The organism is Cellulomonas sp. plas2, assembly GCF_057221735.1.
Window position 1 is genome coordinate 3,173,066 of record NZ_CM170155.1, and the last position, 16,651, is coordinate 3,189,716.

20 protein-coding genes and 1 pseudogene are annotated in these 16,651 nt (G+C 76.7%); 7 read left to right on the top strand and 14 right to left on the bottom strand.

Annotated features, from left to right (window positions below; translation table 11 throughout):
• Window position 1: 1 nt before the first annotated feature.
• On the bottom strand, window positions 2–634 hold the full coding sequence (locus AC2TDM_RS14120; protein WP_484635058.1) for a sugar O-acetyltransferase: 633 nt from the start codon (window positions 632–634) through the stop codon (window positions 2–4).
• A 93-nt stretch (window positions 635–727) separates the two neighbouring features.
• Between AC2TDM_RS14120 and AC2TDM_RS14125 the strand changes: the two genes are divergently transcribed.
• Window positions 728–2,107 (top strand): MFS transporter, encoded by a 1,380-nt coding sequence (locus tag AC2TDM_RS14125; RefSeq protein ID WP_484635059.1) that lies wholly within the window; start codon window positions 728–730, stop codon window positions 2,105–2,107.
• A 52-nt stretch (window positions 2,108–2,159) separates the two neighbouring features.
• Here the strand turns inward: AC2TDM_RS14125 and AC2TDM_RS14130 are convergent, their stop codons facing one another.
• Genes AC2TDM_RS14130 through AC2TDM_RS14140 form a run of 3 tightly spaced genes read right to left on the bottom strand, consistent with a single transcriptional unit; the run spans window position 2,160 to window position 3,172 of the window.
• Entirely contained in the window at window positions 2,160–2,534 is a 375-nt protein-coding gene (locus AC2TDM_RS14130; RefSeq protein ID WP_090034799.1) for a DUF202 domain-containing protein, read from the bottom strand.
• A gap of 40 nt (window positions 2,535–2,574) precedes the next feature.
• Window positions 2,575–2,961 carry a YidH family protein gene (locus AC2TDM_RS14135; RefSeq protein WP_090034704.1) on the bottom strand — a complete coding sequence of 129 codons (387 nt, stop codon included), beginning with the start codon at window positions 2,959–2,961 and terminating at the stop codon, window positions 2,575–2,577.
• Window positions 2,962–2,965: 4 nt separating this feature from the next.
• Entirely contained in the window at window positions 2,966–3,172 is a 207-nt protein-coding gene (locus AC2TDM_RS14140) for a hypothetical protein (RefSeq protein ID WP_484635060.1), read from the bottom strand.
• A gap of 75 nt (window positions 3,173–3,247) precedes the next feature.
• Here AC2TDM_RS14140 and AC2TDM_RS14145 point away from each other — a divergent pair, with 75 nt between their 5' ends.
• The 4 genes from AC2TDM_RS14145 (at window position 3,248) to AC2TDM_RS14160 (ending at window position 6,049) form a co-directional block, all read left to right on the top strand.
• Entirely contained in the window at window positions 3,248–3,682 is a 435-nt protein-coding gene (locus tag AC2TDM_RS14145; RefSeq protein ID WP_484635061.1) for a VOC family protein, read from the top strand.
• A 124-nt stretch (window positions 3,683–3,806) separates the two neighbouring features.
• Entirely contained in the window at window positions 3,807–4,580 is a 774-nt protein-coding gene (locus tag AC2TDM_RS14150) for a hypothetical protein (protein ID WP_484635062.1), read from the top strand.
• Window positions 4,544–5,737 (top strand): putative bifunctional diguanylate cyclase/phosphodiesterase, encoded by a 1,194-nt coding sequence (locus tag AC2TDM_RS14155; RefSeq protein WP_484635063.1) that lies wholly within the window; start codon window positions 4,544–4,546, stop codon window positions 5,735–5,737. Before AC2TDM_RS14150 ends, AC2TDM_RS14155 begins: the two co-directional genes overlap by 37 nt.
• Window positions 5,738–5,851: 114 nt before the next feature.
• The gene (locus AC2TDM_RS14160; RefSeq protein WP_484635064.1) at window positions 5,852–6,049 is read left to right on the top strand and encodes a hypothetical protein; all 198 of its coding nucleotides are present in this window, start codon (window positions 5,852–5,854) and stop codon (window positions 6,047–6,049) included.
• On the opposite strand, the gene AC2TDM_RS14165 is transcribed toward AC2TDM_RS14160, so the two are convergent.
• From AC2TDM_RS14165 to AC2TDM_RS14175, 3 genes and pseudogenes are all read right to left on the bottom strand, one after another.
• The gene (locus tag AC2TDM_RS14165) at window positions 6,050–6,595 is read right to left on the bottom strand and encodes a hypothetical protein (RefSeq protein WP_090034722.1); all 546 of its coding nucleotides are present in this window, start codon (window positions 6,593–6,595) and stop codon (window positions 6,050–6,052) included.
• Window positions 6,592–7,248 (bottom strand): DUF5996 family protein, encoded by a 657-nt coding sequence (locus tag AC2TDM_RS14170; protein ID WP_484635065.1) that lies wholly within the window; start codon window positions 7,246–7,248, stop codon window positions 6,592–6,594. The genes AC2TDM_RS14165 and AC2TDM_RS14170 overlap by 4 nt, the downstream gene beginning before the upstream one ends.
• Window positions 7,249–7,325: 77 nt before the next feature.
• Window positions 7,326–7,715, bottom strand: a pseudogene (locus AC2TDM_RS14175) (DUF5996 family protein); the annotation flags it as partial.
• On the opposite strand from AC2TDM_RS14175, the gene AC2TDM_RS14180 reads away from it, so the two are divergent.
• Window positions 7,654–8,367 carry an AMIN-like domain-containing (lipo)protein gene (locus tag AC2TDM_RS14180; RefSeq protein ID WP_484635066.1) on the top strand — a complete coding sequence of 238 codons (714 nt, stop codon included), beginning with the start codon at window positions 7,654–7,656 and terminating at the stop codon, window positions 8,365–8,367. The pseudogene AC2TDM_RS14175 and the gene AC2TDM_RS14180 overlap by 62 nt on opposite strands.
• Before the next feature lie 48 nt (window positions 8,368–8,415).
• Here AC2TDM_RS14180 and AC2TDM_RS14185 read toward each other — a convergent pair whose 3' ends face one another.
• From AC2TDM_RS14185 to AC2TDM_RS14215, 7 genes are all read right to left on the bottom strand, one after another.
• Window positions 8,416–8,757 carry a hypothetical protein gene (locus AC2TDM_RS14185; protein WP_484635067.1) on the bottom strand — a complete coding sequence of 114 codons (342 nt, stop codon included), beginning with the start codon at window positions 8,755–8,757 and terminating at the stop codon, window positions 8,416–8,418.
• 154 nt (window positions 8,758–8,911) lie between these two features.
• Entirely contained in the window at window positions 8,912–9,505 is a 594-nt protein-coding gene (locus AC2TDM_RS14190) for a GNAT family N-acetyltransferase (protein WP_484635068.1), read from the bottom strand.
• Window positions 9,502–11,754: a putative bifunctional diguanylate cyclase/phosphodiesterase gene (locus tag AC2TDM_RS14195; RefSeq protein WP_484635069.1), complete on the bottom strand. Its 2,253-nt coding sequence runs from the start codon at window positions 11,752–11,754 to the stop codon at window positions 9,502–9,504. Before AC2TDM_RS14195 ends, AC2TDM_RS14190 begins: the two co-directional genes overlap by 4 nt.
• Window positions 11,755–11,813: 59 nt before the next feature.
• Window positions 11,814–13,481, bottom strand: a complete 1,668-nt coding sequence (locus AC2TDM_RS14200; RefSeq protein WP_484635070.1) for a CYTH and CHAD domain-containing protein — start codon at window positions 13,479–13,481, stop codon at window positions 11,814–11,816.
• Window positions 13,482–13,592: 111 nt separating this feature from the next.
• Window positions 13,593–13,994 (bottom strand): DUF8129 domain-containing protein, encoded by a 402-nt coding sequence (locus AC2TDM_RS14205; RefSeq protein WP_484635071.1) that lies wholly within the window; start codon window positions 13,992–13,994, stop codon window positions 13,593–13,595.
• A 74-nt stretch (window positions 13,995–14,068) separates the two neighbouring features.
• Window positions 14,069–15,238 (bottom strand): zinc-dependent alcohol dehydrogenase, encoded by a 1,170-nt coding sequence (locus AC2TDM_RS14210; RefSeq protein ID WP_484635072.1) that lies wholly within the window; start codon window positions 15,236–15,238, stop codon window positions 14,069–14,071.
• A complete protein-coding gene (locus tag AC2TDM_RS14215) occupies window positions 15,235–15,744 on the bottom strand; it encodes a hypothetical protein (protein WP_484635073.1) in 510 nt (169 codons plus the stop codon). The genes AC2TDM_RS14210 and AC2TDM_RS14215 overlap by 4 nt, the downstream gene beginning before the upstream one ends.
• A 208-nt stretch (window positions 15,745–15,952) precedes the next feature.
• On the opposite strand from AC2TDM_RS14215, the gene AC2TDM_RS14220 reads away from it, so the two are divergent.
• Window positions 15,953–16,558 (top strand): OsmC family protein, encoded by a 606-nt coding sequence (locus tag AC2TDM_RS14220; protein WP_484635074.1) that lies wholly within the window; start codon window positions 15,953–15,955, stop codon window positions 16,556–16,558.
• The last annotated feature ends 93 nt before the right edge of the window (window positions 16,559–16,651 follow it).

Genomic DNA, 16,651 nt, shown 5'->3' on the forward strand with positions numbered 1-16,651 from the left:
GTCAGAGGCTGCGGACCACGCGCGCCGGGCTGCCGACGGCCAGGCTGTTCGGCGGCACGTCCCGCGTCACCACCGACCCCGCGCCGACCACGCTGTTCTCGCCGATCGTCACGCCCGGGCAGACGATGACGCCGCCCCCGAGCCAGACGTTGTCCTCGATCGTGATGGGCCGTGCCGCCTCGAGCTTGTCGCGCCGCGGGCCCGGCTCGAGCGGGTGCGTGGGCGTGAGGAGCTGGACGTTCGGGCCGATCTGGCAGTCGGCACCGATCCGGATCTCGGCGACGTCCAGCGCGGTCAGCCCCGCGTTGATGAACGTGCGGCGGCCGACGTGGATGCGGCTGCCGTAGTTGACCGTCACGGGCGCGCGGACGAAGGCGGTCTCGTCGAGGGTGCCGAACAGGGCGCGGGCGGCGTCCTGGCTGGTGAAGGGGTCCTCGTCGTAGGCGCGCCGGAAGGCGGCGGCCCGGCGGACGGCCTCCGCCTGCGCCGCGAAGATCGCGGGGTCGTCCGCGATGTACAGGTCCCCGGCGAGCATGCGCTCGGCGTTGGTGCGGGGGTCGCCGGCGAAGTGGTCGGGCGTCGGGCTGAGCGACGAGCTGGGCGACGAGGTGGGCGACGAGGTGTCGGACGACATGTGGACGAGCGTACGCGGCGATGTGTACGGTCGTCCACATCGCCGCGGCACCTCGCGCCGACACCGATCCTCGTCGCCACGGAGCACCCGCCCATGACCACCGCCGCCGGCACCGCTCCCGCGTCCGTGCCCGCCGTCGCCCGCCGCGCCCGCGCCGCGGTCTCGGGCCTCTTCCTCGTCAACGCCGTGCTCTACGCGAACCTCGTGCCGCGCCTGCCCGAGGTCAAGGACCGCCTGGACCTCAGCAACGCGGCCTTCGGCACCGGCATCGCCGCCATGCCGGTCGGCGCGCTGCTGGCGGGGCTCCTGGCACCGATGGCGATCCGGCGGTTCGGGTCGGGCGTCGTCGCCTCCGTCGGGCTCGTGCTCCTGTCCGTCGCCGTGCTCGCGGTGCCGTTCACCGGGTCGTGGTGGGCCTTCGCCGGCGCCCTGGCCGTCGCGGGGGCGCTCGACAGCCTCGTCGACGTCGGCCAGAACGCCCACGGCTTCCGCGTCCAGCGGCTCTACCGGCGCTCCATCGTCAACGCCTTCCACGGGCTGTGGAGCATCGGCGCGGTGCTCGGCGGTCTCATGGGCTCCCTCGCCGCCGGCGCGGACGTCCCCCTGGGCCTGCACCTGGCGGTCGTGGCGGCCGTGTTCAGCACGATGGCGCTCGTGGGGATGCGGTTCCTGCTGCGCGGGCCGGAGGACGCCGAGCGCGAGGTGGCGACGGAGGCGGCTGCCGGCTCCCTCGCCGCGGCCCCGACGGGCCCGCCCGACGAGGCCGGCGGCGCCGCGACGACCGGCACGAACGGCACGTCCTGCGCGTCCAACGCCGTCCGCGACCCGTCCCCCCGCGGCCGTCGCGGGTTCGGCGGCGCGAGCCGGGCGACCCTGCGCCTGCTCCTCGTCCTCGGCCTGCTGGCGGTCGCCGGCGCCTACGTCGAGGACGCGGGCGCGTCGTGGGGCGCGCTGTGGCTGCGCACCGAGGTCGGCGCGGCGGCGGCCGTCGGCGGGCTGGCCTTCGTCGCCCTCCAGGTCGCGATGACCGTCGGCCGGCTCACCGGCGACCGGGTCACGGACCGGCTGGGGCAGGCCCGCGTCGCCCGCATCGGCGGCGTCCTCGTCACGGTCGGGCTCGGCGCGATGCTGGCGTTCCCGTCCGTCGCGACGACCCTCGTCGGGTTCGCGCTCGCGGGCCTCGGCGTCGCGACCCTCATCCCCGCGGCCATGCACGCGGCCGACGAGCTGCCCGGCCTGCCGCACGGCGTCGGCCTGACGGTCGTGAGCTGGCTGCTGCGCGTCGGCTTCCTGGTGTCGCCGCCGCTCGTCGGCGTCATCGCGGATGCCGCGGGGCTGCGGGTGGGCCTGCTGGTGGTCGTCGTGTCCGGCGTCCTCGTCGTGCTGCTCGCACCGGCCCTGCGCGCGCACGGCACGCCGGGTGCCGCGGCCGCGGCTGCCCCTGCGACGACGAGCGGGTCCTCGCGCGGCTGAGGTCGCTCGCCCGGGCAGGCCCGCGGTGGTCGGGCCGCCGGTCGCGCCTCCGCTACCGGCCGCGCTCGAGCACCACCACCGCGACGAGGCACACCGCGGCCCCGACGGAGACGACGGCCGACAGCGCCGCCAGCAGGGCGCCGGCGGCGGGCAGCGCCCCGGACGGCCGCAGGCGCAGCGCGCTCTCGACCGCACGGGTGCGACGCGTCCCCAGCAGGGCCAGCAGCAGCCCGGCGGCCGTCCCGCCCAGGCCGGCGGCCAAGCCCCAGCCGCCCAGCGCCGGCGGCAGCACCCGCAGCGCGACGAGCCCGCCGACCGTGACGGCGAGCCCGGTCCGCCGCCACGCCAGCGCGGTGCGCTCGGGCTGCAGGCCGTCGTCGAGCACCGCGCCGCCGCGGCCTGGTTGCGCGCCCTCGTCGCCCGTCACCACCACCCTCCCCCGCCGCACCCCGGCCTCACGGCCGAGCTCACGGCCCGACGAGCAGCGCGAGGAGGACCAGCGCCGTCACCACCAGCAGCCCGCCGGCCAGCAGCCCCGAGATCCACGCGGACGGCAAAGGGTCGCCGGTGCGCATCGCCCGCTCGGTCTGCCCCCACCGCACCCACACCGCCACCGGCAGCACGAGCGCCAGCACGAGCAGCAGCACCGACGCCGCCAGCCGCAGCCGCGGCTCGAGCGGCAGGGCCAGCGCCTCCAGCGCGACCCCGGCCGCGACGAGGGCGAGCGCGGTCCGCACCCACGCGAGGAACGTGCGCTCGTTCGCCAGCGTGAACCGCGAGTCCGGCTCCTGGCCGTGGCGGTACACCCAGCGCGGGAACCGCCGGCGGTCCGTCGGCGGCGTGGACGGGGGCATGCCGTCAAGGTCTCACACGTCCGACCTGCGGCAGGGCACGGCTGCCTTCGGACGAGGAGCCGCCGTGCGGGTCGGAGGTGCACCGACGCGTCCTCGTCGCGAGGGCCAGGTGCTCGTCGACGTCCAGGTGCTCGTCGACGTCCAGGTGCTCGTCGACGTCCAGGTGCTCGTCGACGTCCGGGTGCTCGTCGTCGTCGGACGCCCTGCGCACGCCGCCCGGCCGAGCCGTGTAGGAGGCCCCCGCTACCGTGACGGCGTCGGTCGGGCTCGAGGAGGAGGAACGGTCATGGCAACGGCTTTCCAGGTGGTGCTCGACGCGGCGGACCCCTACGCGCTCGGGCAGTTCTGGCGTCAGGCGCTGGGGTACGTCGACGAGCCGCCGCCGCCAGGGTTCGACTCGTGGGAGAGGTTCCTCGAGGCGCAGGGGGTGCCCGAGGCCGAGCGCGACCGCGCCTGGGCGGTCGTCGACCCGGACGGTGTCGGGCCGCGGCTGTTCCTCCAACGGGTGCCCGAGGGCAAGACGGCGAAGAACCGCGTACACCTCGACCTCGACGCCTCCGGCGGACGCGGCGTGCCGGTCGAGGAGCGCCGCCGCCGCGTCGAGGCGCGGGTCGAGGAGCTCGTCGCCCTCGGCGCGACGCGCCACGACGCCCACGAGGAGCTGGGCACGTACTGGGTCGTGCTCACGGACCCCGAGGGCAACGAGCTCTGCGTGCACTGAAGCATGACCGCCGCGCCTCCGCGCCGTCCCGCGAACCGGTGACGGCGCCCGTTCCGCCCGGGCGGACGAGTGACGGGACGGCCGGTGCGGTCACCGGCGTCGGGGGCAGCCCGATGGGCGTGCTATGCGCATCGGCAGCCTCGTCGAGCCTCGGCACCCCGAGGCCGCGCTGCCGACCGCCGCGGTGCTGTTCCTCACCGGCTCGGTCATCGCCACGGTGCTCTCGCTGCTCGACCCGCCGCACGGCGGCGCGTGGCGAACCGCCGTCGTCGTGCTGGTGCCGGTGCTGCTGCTGGCCACGGGCCTGTTCCTGCTGACCGCGCGGGCGCGCCGGTCGACACGGGCGCTGGTGCTCGGTCCGCTCGTCGGGCTCGTCGCCATCGCCGCCACCGACCTGGCCACGCACGACGCGGGGATCACGGGCCAGGTGTTCTTCTGCCTGCCGGTGCTCTACGCCGCCGCCCAGCTGCGCGTCGGCGCGGCGGCGCTGGTGACCGCGGTCGCGGTCGCGCTGGACCTCGCGGTGTCGCTGGCCCTGCTGCCGACGGGGGAGGCGCTGGTCGCGGCCCTCGACGTCGGGACCGTGCTCGTCGCGCTCACGGTCGTCATCCTGCTCAAGAGCCGGCGGCACGAGATGGCGGTCGCCGAGCTCGAGCGGCACCGGCACCGGCTGCTCCACCAGGCGACGCACGACGCCCTCACCGGCCTGCCCAGCCGCACCCTGTTCCACGACCGGCTGCGGGAGTCGCTGGGCCCGGCGGTGCCACCGGTGCCGGCAGCCTCGTCGCCGAGCGGGGCCCCGACCGCCACTCCCTCCGTGCCGGGGAGCGCCGGACCGCGGCCGCGCCCGCGTCGATCGCCGTGCTGCTCTGCGACCTGGACGGCTTCAAGCAGGTGAACGACACGCTCGGGCACCGCGCCGGCGACGAGCTGCTCGTCGCCGTGGCGGCCCGGCTGCGGGCGGAGGTCCGCGCCGGCGACGTCGTGGCGCGGCTCGGCGGGGACGAGTTCGGCATCCTTCTGCTGCCCGGCGACGAGGGCGGCGCGTGCTTCGTCGCCGACCGCGTCCTGGCCGCCTTCGCGCAGCCCGTCGAGGTCGCCGGTCAGCGCGTGCACGTGGGCGCGAGCATCGGCATCACGCTGGCCGTCCCGTGCGCGGGCGACGTGCCGGCCACCGGCGGGGAGACCCTGCTGCGCGAGGCCGACGTCGCGATGTACGAGGCGAAGGCGGCGGGACGCGGCACCCGGGTCGTCTTCGCGCCGGCGATGCTCGCCGCCCAGGTCGCCGAGGCGTCGCTGACGCAGGACCTGCACGGCGCGGTGGGGCGGGGCGAGGTCGTCGTCGAGTACCAGCCGGTGGTGGACCTGACGACGGGCCGCGCCGACGGCGTCGAGGCCCTGTGCCGGTGGGAGCACCCCGTGCACGGCCGCATCAGCCCGGCGACCTTCGTCCCGCTGGCGGAGCGGTCGGGGCTCATCGACGAGATCGGCGCGTTCGTGCTGACCGCGGCGCTGCGCGACGCCGAGGTGTGGGCCGTGGCGGAGGGGCGGGACGTCAGCGTCGGGGTCAACGTGTCGGCCCACCAGCTGACCGGCGGCAAGATCCTCGCCGCCGTGCCGTCGGGGCGGCGCGGCCGGACACAGCTCCTCCTCGAGGTCACGGAGAGCACGCTCGTGCGCGCCGACGTGCTGCCCGTGCTCGACGAGCTGCGCCGTCGCGGCGTGCGGGTCGCCATGGACGACTTCGGCACCGGGCAGTCCTCCATCGCCGCGCTGCGCGTCATGCCCGTGGACGTCCTCAAGCTCGACCGGGCCTTCACCGTGGACATCGCCACCGACGCCCGGGCGGCCGGGATCGTGCGGGCCGTCGCGGCCATGGCGCACGAGCTCGGCCTGCCCATGGTCGCCGAGGGCATCGAGACGACCGCGCAGCACCACGCGCTGCGGGACGTCGGCTGCGGGCTCGGGCAGGGGTTCCTGCTGGCCCGGCCCATGGACGCCGCCGCCACCGGCGCGTTCCTGACGCGCTCGCCCCTGCTCGTCGGCGCCCGCTGAGCCGCCGGGCGGAGCGGGCGGACGCCCCCGTCCCCCCACGGTCGCAGACGGCGCACAGCGCGTTCCGTCCCCGTGCCGACGCGGGGCAGGGGTCCGGCTCCCTAGCGTCGTGCCATGTCCACCGGAGCCCACGCCCTGCCCCTGACCACCACCTCCTACGCCGCGACGGACCGCCGCCTCCTGCGCGTCATGTCGGTCGCCGCCGCCGCGGTCCTGGCCCTCACCGCCGTCGGCAGCACGGCCACCACCGGCCCGGGCACGGCGGAGCCGGTTGGCGGTCCGGTGCCGACCCAGGTCGCCGTCGACCGCTGATCAGCCGGGCGGCCGCTCGGGGTCCTCGGACCACCGTGACGCCTCCCCGACGTACCCCCGCCAGGGCACCGGCCGTGCTCCCGGCCGCGGGCGCAGGTGCCTCCGCGCGACCCCGTTGCCGTACGCCATTCCGGCCGCGCCCGCAGCGACGAGCGCGAGCGGACCGGCGGCCGCACGCGCCGGAGGATCCGGCAGCAGCAGGGCCGCCACCGCCACCAGACCTGCGACGACCGCGACCGCAGCCGCCGGCAGGACGGCCGGGACCGTGACCGACCAGCGGCGGGCGAGGTGCTGGTCCGCCTGGCGCAGCGCGGTCGACGCCGTGCGCAGCGCCCAGACGACGGCCAGCGCGACGGCCGCGGGGACCAGCAGGACGGTCGACGCGCCGCCCATCACGCCGCTCGGGACCACGAGGAGCACGGCCAGGACGACCAGCACGGCCGAGAGGACGTTCGCGGCGCGGCCGCTCACCCGGTCCGCACCCGGCACCCGCACGACGTCGTCCGCCTCGTACGTCGCCGACCGCCACTGCGGCTCGACCGTCACGATGCCCCCGGCCAGGCGCCCGTGCGGGCCGCGGCGGTGTGGGTGGCCTCGAGGAACGACAGCAGGTACGCGTCCGGGTCGTCGGCGCGGCGGACGTCGGCGTAGGGCAGGACGAACTCGCCGAGGCCCGCGTCGAACCGCGCCTGCGCCGGCACGACCGCGCTCGTCCGGTAGCCGTCCGGCTCGGGGTAGGCGTAGGCGTAGAACGCGCCCTCGTCGGCGCCGCCGGGCCAGTAGCCGCAGCTCGACACCTCGTCGCTGTAGGCCTCGAGCATCACGTGGTCGGGGCAGTGCGGGACGCCGCCGGGGTGCGGGGGTGCGCCCCGGCCGGAGAAGCGCGTGACCGCCAGGTCGAACGCGCCCCAGAAGAAGTGGACCGGGCTCGCCTTGCCGCGGAAGGCGCCGCGGAACGTGCTGAGCACCCGGTGCGCGCTGACCAGCGACGTCCAGAACCGGTGCACCGCCTCGGCGTCGTAGCTCGCGTGCTCGGTGTCCTCCGCGAAGGGGATCGCCACCTCCACCTCGACCGGCACGGGGTGGATCGGCGCGTCCACGCCGAGCTCGCGCAGGTGGGACAGCAGCTCGGCGGTGAAGTCGGCGACGCTGCGCGGCTCGAGCGCCATCCGTCGTCGCTCGCCGCGCGTGGTGAGCACGAGCAGCTCGTGCGCGGGTCCAGGACGATCTCCACGCCGGCGCCGCCCGTCGGCATGAGCGAGGTGGTGAGCCCCCGGGCGTCCACGTACAGCGGCACGTGCCACCAGTGGTTGACCGCCGGTGCGAGCGCCATCCGCACCTTCCCGACGACCTGCGTCCACAGGTGCAGCGTGTCCCGGGTGTCCTGCCAGGCGGCCACCGGCAGCGCCGGCCAGGGGTCGAACGTCGTCGCGTCGTTCACGCGCCCGATGCTGCTGCACGACCGCGCCCGCGCGCCAGGGTCGCGAGATCGGCGACGACCGTGGGCCGGTCGGGTGGTGCGGCGGCGTGCCCTGTTGTCGTCGTACCGCGCGCGCGAGACCGTGGGCGCGGGCGGGCCCGCCGCCCGTGATCGGAGGACCAGCGTGCGCACCCGGCGAGCTCCGTCCCTGCTGGCCCTCGGGGCTGCGACCGCGCTCGCCCTCACGGCGTGCGCCTCAGGTGGCTCGACGGCCGACCCCTCGGGCAGCAGCGGCTCCGGCCCCGCAAACGGCACGCCCACCGCGACCGCGAGCAGCGCGCCCCCGAGCAGCGCGTCCCCCAGCACCTCCCCGACCGCCGGCGGGGACGCCGACGGCGTCGAGCCGACCGCCAGCCCGCTGCCCGCCGACGATCCCACCGACGACCAGCCCTTCCCCGCGGACCTCGCCCCCGACCTCCAGGAGGCCGGCGGTGACGCGCGGCTCGGCCTGACCGGCATCCGGGTCGGGCTCGGCGAGGGGTACGAGCGGGTCGTGCTGGACCTCGAGGGCACCGGGCAGCCGGGCTGGGACGCGCAGTACCGGACGACGGGTCCGGCGCAGGAGGGCTCGGGCGACCCGGTCGAGGTCGACGGCGACGCCGTGCTGTGGGTGACCGTCACGGGCCTCGCCTACCCCGGCGACGGTGTCACCGACGTCACCGCCGCCCCGCGCACGGACCCGGAGGGCACCGAGGTGGTCGAGGAGGTCGTCTACGACGGCGTGTTCGAGGGCCAGGCCCAGGTGTGGATCGGCCTCGACGAGCAGCGGCCGTTCCGGGTGTTCCGGCTGGAGGACCCGGCCCGCATCGTCATCGACGTCGTCGGCACGGACGGCTGACGGGACCGGGCACGCGAGCCGGCACGCGAGCCGGCACCCGCAGCAGGCTCAGCGGGCGCTTCCCGCCGCGGACCGGGTCGGTCGGACCTGGTCGGCGGTGACGCGGAGCTCCTCGCCGCCCTCCAGCAGGACGTAGTAGACGACCTCCGCCAGTCGGTCGACGCGGGTCGTCACGAGGCCTGCCGCGTCCCCGGACGCCGTCCGCACGCGGACGGCCCGCCCCGGTGACAGGAACGGACGGCGGCGGACCGCGCGGGTCATCTCGGCGGACACCGACGCCGCGTCGTCGACGCGCACGCTCGACGACGCGACGCCCGGAGGCTTGACCGCTGTCGGGAGGTGGGCCGGGAGCACGTCGTGGGAGACACCGACGACCGGGTCGAGGAGCACGGCACACCTCCGGATGCTGGAAGGACGTGGTCATGCTAAGGGCACTCGCTGAGAGGCAGAAGACCGCGCTCCCTTCAGCGAACCGCGAGGATCACCCGACCGTGTGCTCGCCGGTGCCCGTCCGGCGGCCCCGCGTCCGCCCGGACGACCCCCGCTACCGGGTCCGGTCCGTCGCCAGCACCGACATGAGCAGCGCGTCGGTCCACTCCCCGTCCCACCACAGCGCGTCACGCCGGCGCCCCTCGACGACGAACCCGCAGCGCTCGTATGCCCGCTGCGCCCGCGGGTTGAACGCGTAGACCTCGAGCTCCACGCGGTGCAGCAGCACCAGCTCGAAGGCGTGGTCGAGCACCGCGCGGATGGCCTCCGGCCCGTAGCCGTGGCCCGTCGCGGCGTCGACGAGCCCGATGCGCAGGCTCATCGACCGGTTGTGAGCGTCGAGGTCGTTGAGCACGACCTCCCCCACGTGCCGCCCGTCATCACGGGTGACCACGGCCCAGTCGATCCGGTCGTCGGCGGCGTCCAGGCCCGCGAGCCACCGCTGCACCTGATCGTGCGTGAACGTCGCCGTCGTGCCCGTCAGGCGCCGGCTCGGCACGTCCTCGAGCAGCTCCCACGTCCCGGTCAGGTGCTCCTGCCCGAGGGGCTCGAGGTCGAGGCGGTCCGTGCGCAGGACCGGTCGCGGCCGCAGCGGCCCGAGGGGCGGCGGGGTCCCCGGCCCTCCGCCGTCGGTGGCGCCGGCGCTCACGACGGCGTCCCCACGCGCGTGGCGGCCAGCCAGGCGGCGGCGTCCTCGTCGAGCAGCGGACGCGCGTAGAGGAAGCCCTGGGCGCGGTCGATGCCGGCCCACCTGGCCCACTCCGCCTGGTCCTCGCGCTCGACGCCCTCCGCGATGAGCCGCAGGCCCAGGTCGAAGGTGAGCTGCCGCACGGCCCGCACGATGGCCTGCACACGCGGGTCGTCGATCTGCTGCAGGAAGCTGCGGTCCACCTTCACCTCGTCGAGCGGGAGGCCGGCCAGGTACGACAGGGAGGACCAGCCGCGCCCGAAGTCGTCGATGCTCGTGCCGAAGCCCTCCTCACGCAGCCCGGCCAGGGTGCGGGTCGCCTTCGCCTGGTCGCGGAGCAGCGCGTCCTCGGTCAGCTCCAGCACGACGGCCTCCGGCGGCAGGCCGTGCCGCTCGACGAGGGCGCACAGCCGCGACGTGAGGTCCGGGTCCAGCAGGGAAGCCGGCGCGAGGTTCACCGCGACGTCGAGGTCGTGGCCGTCCGCGCGCCACCGCGCGCACGCGGCGACCGCCTGCTCGAGCACCTCCTCGGTGAGGGCCGGCATGAGGCCGGCGCGCTCGGCCACCGCGAGGAAGTCCCCGGGCTGCAGCAGCCCGCGCTCGGGGTGCCGCCACCGCACGAGGGCCTCCATGCCCAGCGCCCGCGGCGGCCCGGCCAGCGTGACCTGCGGCTGGTAGGCGACGACGAGCTCGCCCGCGCCGATGCCGCGGCGCAGCGCCTCGACGAGGCCCAGCCGGTCCATCGCCTGGTGGTGGGTGGCGGCGTCGTAGGTGACCGTGGCGGAGGAGTCCTTCGAGTCGTACAGCGCGACGTCCGCCCGCCGCAGCAGCTCGTGCACGTCGTGCTCGCCGTCGGTGACCGCGATGCCGAAGCTGGCGCCGACGTGCACCTGCACCTCGTCGTCGAGCCGGACCGGCTCCTCCAGGCGTCCCCGCAGGCGCCGGACCACGTCGGCGGCGACGTGCTCGTCGGCGCCCACGCAGGCGACGGCGTACTCGTCGCCCCCGAGCCGCGCGAGCAGGTCACCCGTGCGCAGGACGCGCTGGAACCGGCGGCCGACGGCCGTCAGCAGCCGGTCCCCCGCGGGGTGCCCGAGCGAGTCGTTGACGTCCTTGAACCGGTCGAGGTCGATGAGCACCAGCGCGACGGGGCCGCGGGTGCGCGCCTCCTCGACCGCCTCGATGAAGGCGCGCCGGTTCGGCAGTTCCGTCAGCTCGTCCGTGCGGGCCTGCGCGCGGCTCTCGGCCAGGGCCTGCGCCTGCACCGCCAGCCCGATGGTGCGGAGCATGCCCAGCACGATGGCCGTGGAGGCGCAGAGGACGACGACGAAGGACTCCTCCCAGGACGTCGCGGCGATGAGGACGAGGCACACCGTCGTCGCGGCCAGCGGGACCGCGACGCCCCAGGTGCGCCCCGGCAGGCCGCGCGGCTCGCGCGAGGGGGCCGTGGCGCAGCCGGTCGCGATGAGCGCGGCGGCGAGCACCCAGCACAGGTCGACCCATGCCCCGCGCTCGAAGGTCTCCTGCGCGGAGGTGACGAGGTACGCGAGGTCCGCCACCACGAACGCCGCCATCCCGGCGCCGATGAGCGCCCACGACGGCGTCGGCCGCCACCCGCGCAGCCCCAGCGCGACGAGCACGAGCGCGACGAGCACGAGGTCGAGCACCGGGTAGAGGGCCAGCAGCGGGGGCAGGTCGACCCCGTCCAGGACGTGCTGCACGAAGCCGAGCACGAGGGCGACCGCGGTCAGGGTGGCGATGCCGCTGTCGAACAGGAAGCTGCGCGACGCGCCGCTGAAGAGCCGGCGCAGGTGCCGCAGCAGCGCGACGTACGCCAGCACGTAGAAGGCGAGGAAGAGCGGCTCCGTCAGCGGCACGCCCGCCACCTGCGGCAACGTCGACGACCGGGCGCCCAGGACCGTGACGACGAACCGGCCCGTTCCGTAGGCGGCGAGGCCGGCCCCGAGGCAGAGCCAGGAGACGCGGTCCGGCGGGTCGACGACCGCCCGGTGCAGGACGAGCGCGGCCGACAGGTACCAGGCACCGAGGTACAGCACGTCCTCGAGCGCCTGCGGCAGCTCGACCGTCGTCAGCGCGTGCACCGCGAAGAGGGCGACGACCACCCCGAGCACGCCGAGCGCCACGGCGGTGGCCGCGCGGCCCTGCTGCGGGCGCACCTCTGCGGAGGGTGCCTCCGGTGCGCTCGTCATGGCCCCATCCTCCCCGACGCGGGGGACCCCCGTCCCGGCGGAGGCCCCGAGCCCGTCGCTCAGCCCATCGTGCCGCGCAGCCGGCGCAGCGCGCGGCGGGCCGGCTCGACCGCGGCCTCCGCCGCCGCGGCCCGGTGGCCCTCCTCCGCGTGCAGCCGGCCCAGCGCGAACGCGGTGCCGCGCGGCGTCCGCGACCGGGAGGCCAGGGCAGCGAGGCGCTGCCGGGCGACGACGGCGTCGTGCTGGTCGCCGAGGACCCGCTGCAGCGCGTGAGCCCGCCGGGCGACGCGGCGTCCCGGCGCACCGAGCGCCGGCGCACCCGCCTCGGCCGCGTACCGCAGGCGCTTGGCGGCGCGGCGGGCGGCGTGCAGCGCGTCGTCGCGGGCGTCCCCGGGGGCGGCCCTGCGAGCGCGGTCGAGGCGGGCCATCGTCCTCCCGATCTCGGCCTCCACCAGCGGCGGCAGGGCGCGGTCCGCCCGGCGCCGGGCCCGGCCCCGCAACGGCGGCTCGGCCACGAGGGCGTCGAGGCGGTCCAGCAGCGCGCGGTACCGGTCGTCGTCCAACACCTCCGCCAGTGCCGCGCGGGCGTCGGCGGTCTCCTGCGCCAGGGCCGCGTCGAGGGCGGCCAGCGCGGGCGCGTCGGCGTCCTGGCCGCCGCCGGACGCGTCCGGCTCGACACGGCCGAACCGCTCGCGCAGCACCTCGGCGTCCCGCGCACCGCCCAGCGCGTCGCCGAGCCACGCCAGCTCGTCCTGCAGCCCCGCGACGGCGTCGTCGCGCAGCAGGCGGCGGTGCGTCCTGAGCGCGGACCTCAGGCGCCGCACGGCGACCCGGGCGTCGTGGACGGCACCGGGCGCGCCCAGGCGGACGTACGGGTCGTGGCCCCGCAGCGTCTCGAGCTGCTCCGCCAGGTGGGCGACGAGGACGTCGCCGGCCGGGGACCGCCGGCGCAGGCGACGGGGCCGGTCCCGCTCCACGCCGTCGCGGCGCTGCCCGGGCCCGCCGTCCGCGCGCCGCCGCAACGGCCGCAGGTCGAGTGCGCGCGCGAGCTTGCTCGGCTGCGCCGCGGGCAGCAGCCCGGCCGCCCGCAGGCGCACGTCGAGGGCGTCCGCGAGCGCGGGGTCGCCGTCGACGAGCTCCAGCTCGGCCTCCCGCCAGGCGCGCGGCTCGTCGGCGTCGCCCGGCTCGGCACCGCCGCGCACGGCCGCTACGCGGTCGTCGGCGAGCTCGACGAGGACGGTGCCGTCGGCGGCGACCAGCCGCCGCACGTGCCGGTCGACGGCCAGGCGCACGACGGGCCGGACGGGCGCGGTGCCGGTGCGGGCCCGCACGAGGCGCAGGAGCTCCGCCGGCGGGTCCTCGTCGTCGGTGAGCGGGCGGTGCACCTCGGTGCGGGTCTGCTCGTTCCCGTCGCCGCCGCCGCGGGAGCTCGAGTCCCTGCTCGCGCCCGTGCTCGCCGGCAGCTTCACGTGCCAGCCGTCGTCGGCGCCCCCCTCGCGCCGGCGCAGCGTGATGCCCGCCGTCGCCAGTCGCAGGTCCTCCGTGTCGAGGTAGACCGTGCGCAGGGCGTACCGGTCCGTCTCGACCCGCGCCCCCGTCACGACCTCGCGCAGCCGCTCCGGCAGGTCCGGGACCGCCTCCGCCGCGAGCGCGGCCAGGTCGGGCAGGTCACCCCCGTGGCCCACGTCGTAGGTGCGCTCGCGCTCGGTCTGGACGCCGTCGGTCATGCGTCCTTGTGTAGCCCAGCGGGCCGGTGCGCCGCTCCTCGTGGGCGCACCGGCCGTCGTCGTGCCCGGTGCCGGGTCGGTGCCGGGCTCGGTGCCGGATCGGTGCCGAGGTCAGCCCCGCGGCTGGGACGGGTTCGTCGGGTCGCCGTGGGACGGCGGGTTCTGCGGCGGGCCGACGGTCGCCGGCGACGCCGGGCTGCCGCCGGAGGGCGGCGGTGCCTGCTCGGGGGCGAGGCCCGCGGCGTCCCCGGCGGACGGCTCCGCGCCGTCGGCGAGCTCCTGGAGACGGGCGTCGAGGACCGCCAGGACGGGCACGCGCGCGCCGTGCTCCTGCTCGTAGGCGACGAGGACCGCGAGCTCGTCGGCCTCGAGCGACCGGATGCGGTGGCCGAGGCTGCCGACCGGCAGGTGGTCGTAGTCGGGGATCGGCAGGTCCTGCCCGGTGGTGACGGTCGGGGTGCTGGCGTCGGTGCTGGCGTCGGTGCTGACGTCGGTGCCGATGTCGTCGGTCACGCTGTCCTCCTCGTCGTGCGGGTGGTGGGACGGGCCGGGCGGCTCGTCGCGGCGGGCATCTCGGGGCGCGCCCGTCAGGGCGTGAAGACCGCCCGGACGCAGCCGTCCTGCTTGTCCTTGAACAGGCGGTAGCCCTCGGGGGCGTCCTCGAGGGGCATGACGTGGGTGGCGAGGTGGTCGGGGACCAGGTCCCCACGCTCCATGTGCTCCAGCACCCGCGGGATGTAGCGCGGGCCGTGCATCTGGGCGCCGCGGACGGTCAGACCCTTGTTCATCATCGCGCCGACCGGGAACTTGTCCGCGAGCGCCGCGAAGACGCCCAGCACGAACACCGTCCCGCCCTTGCGGCACTGGTGGATGGCCTCGCGCAGGGCGGTGGGCCGGTCGGTCTGGAGCCGGAGCTGCTGCTTGACCTGGTCGTAGAGGTAGTCCGGGCCGGGCGCGTGCGCCTCCATGCCGACCGCCTCGATGCACACGTCGGGGCCGCGCCCGCCGGTGGCCTCCAGCAGCTCGGACCCCACGTGCTGGGTGCTGTAGTCGATGGCCTCGGCACCGACCTGCGTGCGCACCTGCTCGAGCCGCTCGGGGACGCGGTCGATGACGAGCACCCGCTCGGCGCCCTGCAGCTGCGCGATGCGGGCGGCCATCTGCCCGACGCCACCGGCGCCCCACACGGCCACGGTGTCCCCAGGCCGGACGCCGCCGAGGTCGACCCCGGTCCACGCGGTGGAGCACGTGTCGGACGCGAACAGCGCGCGCTCGTAGGAGACGCCGTCGGGGATGCGGAACGCGCCGACGTCCGCCATCGGCACGCGCACGTACTCCGCGTGGCTGCCGGCGTTGCCACCCATCGCGTGCGAGTAGCCGAAGCAGCCGCCCGGTGCGAAGCCCCACAGCGCCTCGGTGATGTCGGGGTTCGTGTTCGTGTTGTCGCAGAGGGAGAACTCCTCGTGGCGGCAGTGCCAGCACCGCCCGCAGGCGATGAAGGAGGACACCACCACGCGGTCGCCGACCCGGTGCCGTCGCACGTCGGCCCCGACCTCGACGACCTCCCCGACGAACTCGTGCCCGATGACGTCACCGGCCCGCATGAAGGGGATGTACCCGCCGAGCAGGTGCAGGTCGGAGCCGCAGCTCACCGTGCGCACCACCCGGACCACGACGTCCGTCGGGCTCTGGATGCCCGGGTCGGGCACCGTCTCCACCGACAGCTCGTTCACGCCCTGCCACGTCAGCGCCCTCACAGCCGCCCCGCCTCCCGTCCGTGCCGGATCGCCAGCTCCAGCGGCAGCGACGTCAGCGTGCGCCGTGTCGTGCCGAGGTCGTCGGGCTGGGCGACCTCGCCGGTCTCCAGCAGCGACCGCGTGCGGCGCAGCGCCGCCCGGATGCGACCCTCGAGAGCCGGTCCGCCGCCGGCCTGCCCCGCGGTCCGCGCCCGCAGCTCGGTGCCGTGGTCCCCGGTGGCCTCCCGCAGGTCGACCCGCACCTCGTCGCCCAGCTCGACGAGCGGAGCGCCCAGCGTGCCGCTCGGCCGACCGGACGTGCCCCCGGACAGGGCGAGCGCCGCAGCGACCTCCTCCAGCGGGCGGTCGACCGTCACGGCGTGCCAGCGGTCGGGCCGCGGCGAGGGGCGCGCGGACCGCACGGCACGGGCGGTCGCGACGGCGGCGCCGCCGACGCCGACGAGGCCGACGAGCGCGGGCGCCCACCGACCGCCGGTCGAAGGGCTGGACCTGCGGGGGGACGGCACGGGGCGACCTCCAGGGCTCGGTGGGGGTGCTCGGGCAGGTGCTCGGGCAGGTGCTCGGGCAGGTGCTCGGGCGGGTGCTCGGACGGCGGGGCGCGAGGTCTGCACGCCTGCCCGTCCAGCATGGGCGCGCGTGCCGGGACCCGCACCCCGAGCACCTCGTCGCGGGCACCTCTCCCCCGCCGCCCCGCGTGGTGCGACGATGGCCGGCATGAGCCAGGACGCCGCGACGCAGGACGTGCAGGACCAGGACGGGCAGGACGTGGACGTGCAGGACGTGGACGTGCAGGACGTGGACGTGCAGGACGTGGACGTGCAGGACGTGGACGTGCAGGACGTGGACGGGCAGGACGTGGACGTGCAGGACCTCACGCGCGACCCGGGCAACGCCGAGAGCACCGCCCTGTGGGTCGAGCGCACCGGGACCCGCGCCTACACCGGCCGCAACAGCCGCGGCGCGGAGGTGTCCATCGCGTCGGTCGGCACCCCCGGGGCCTTCTCCCCGGGCGAGCTCATGAAGATCGCCCTCGCCTCGTGCTCCGGGCTCGCGTCGGACTTCGCGCTCTCCCGCCGCCTGGGCGACGACGTCGACGTCACCATCCGCGTCTCCGGCCCGACGGACGAGGCCGAGGACCGCTACCCGGCCCTGTCCGAACGGCTCGTCGTGGACCTGTCCGGGCTCGACGAGGCCGCCCGGGCCCGCCTCCTGCAGGTGGTCCAGCGGTCGATCGACGAGCACTGCACGGTCGGGCGCACGCTCGACCAGGGCGCGCGCGTCGACCTCGAGGTCGTCGACGCGGTCCCGCCGCACTCCTGAGCGCCGCCAGCACGCCCGAGCGCTCGTCCGCACCTCCGAGCGCTCGGTCGCGACGGCGGCGCCCGCCCCGGCGGGCGTCGGGCCCGCGTGCGA

Excerpts from the sequence above, each read along its gene's own strand:
- AC2TDM_RS14120 (WP_484635058.1), bottom strand. The coding sequence starts at position 634 with ATGTCGTCCGACACCTCGTCGCCCACCTCGTCGCCCAGCTCGTCGCTC.
- AC2TDM_RS14125 (WP_484635059.1), top strand. The coding sequence starts at position 728 with ATGACCACCGCCGCCGGCACCGCTCCCGCGTCCGTGCCCGCCGTCGCC.
- AC2TDM_RS14135 (WP_090034704.1), bottom strand. The coding sequence starts at position 2,961 with ATGCCCCCGTCCACGCCGCCGACGGACCGCCGGCGGTTCCCGCGCTGG.
- AC2TDM_RS14145 (WP_484635061.1), top strand. The coding sequence starts at position 3,248 with ATGGCAACGGCTTTCCAGGTGGTGCTCGACGCGGCGGACCCCTACGCG.
- AC2TDM_RS14150 (WP_484635062.1), top strand. The coding sequence starts at position 3,807 with ATGCGCATCGGCAGCCTCGTCGAGCCTCGGCACCCCGAGGCCGCGCTG.
- AC2TDM_RS14160 (WP_484635064.1), top strand. The coding sequence starts at position 5,852 with ATGTCCACCGGAGCCCACGCCCTGCCCCTGACCACCACCTCCTACGCC.
- AC2TDM_RS14195 (WP_484635069.1), bottom strand. The coding sequence starts at position 11,754 with ATGACGAGCGCACCGGAGGCACCCTCCGCAGAGGTGCGCCCGCAGCAG.
- AC2TDM_RS14200 (WP_484635070.1), bottom strand. The coding sequence starts at position 13,481 with ATGACCGACGGCGTCCAGACCGAGCGCGAGCGCACCTACGACGTGGGC.
- AC2TDM_RS14220 (WP_484635074.1), top strand. The coding sequence starts at position 15,953 with ATGAGCCAGGACGCCGCGACGCAGGACGTGCAGGACCAGGACGGGCAG.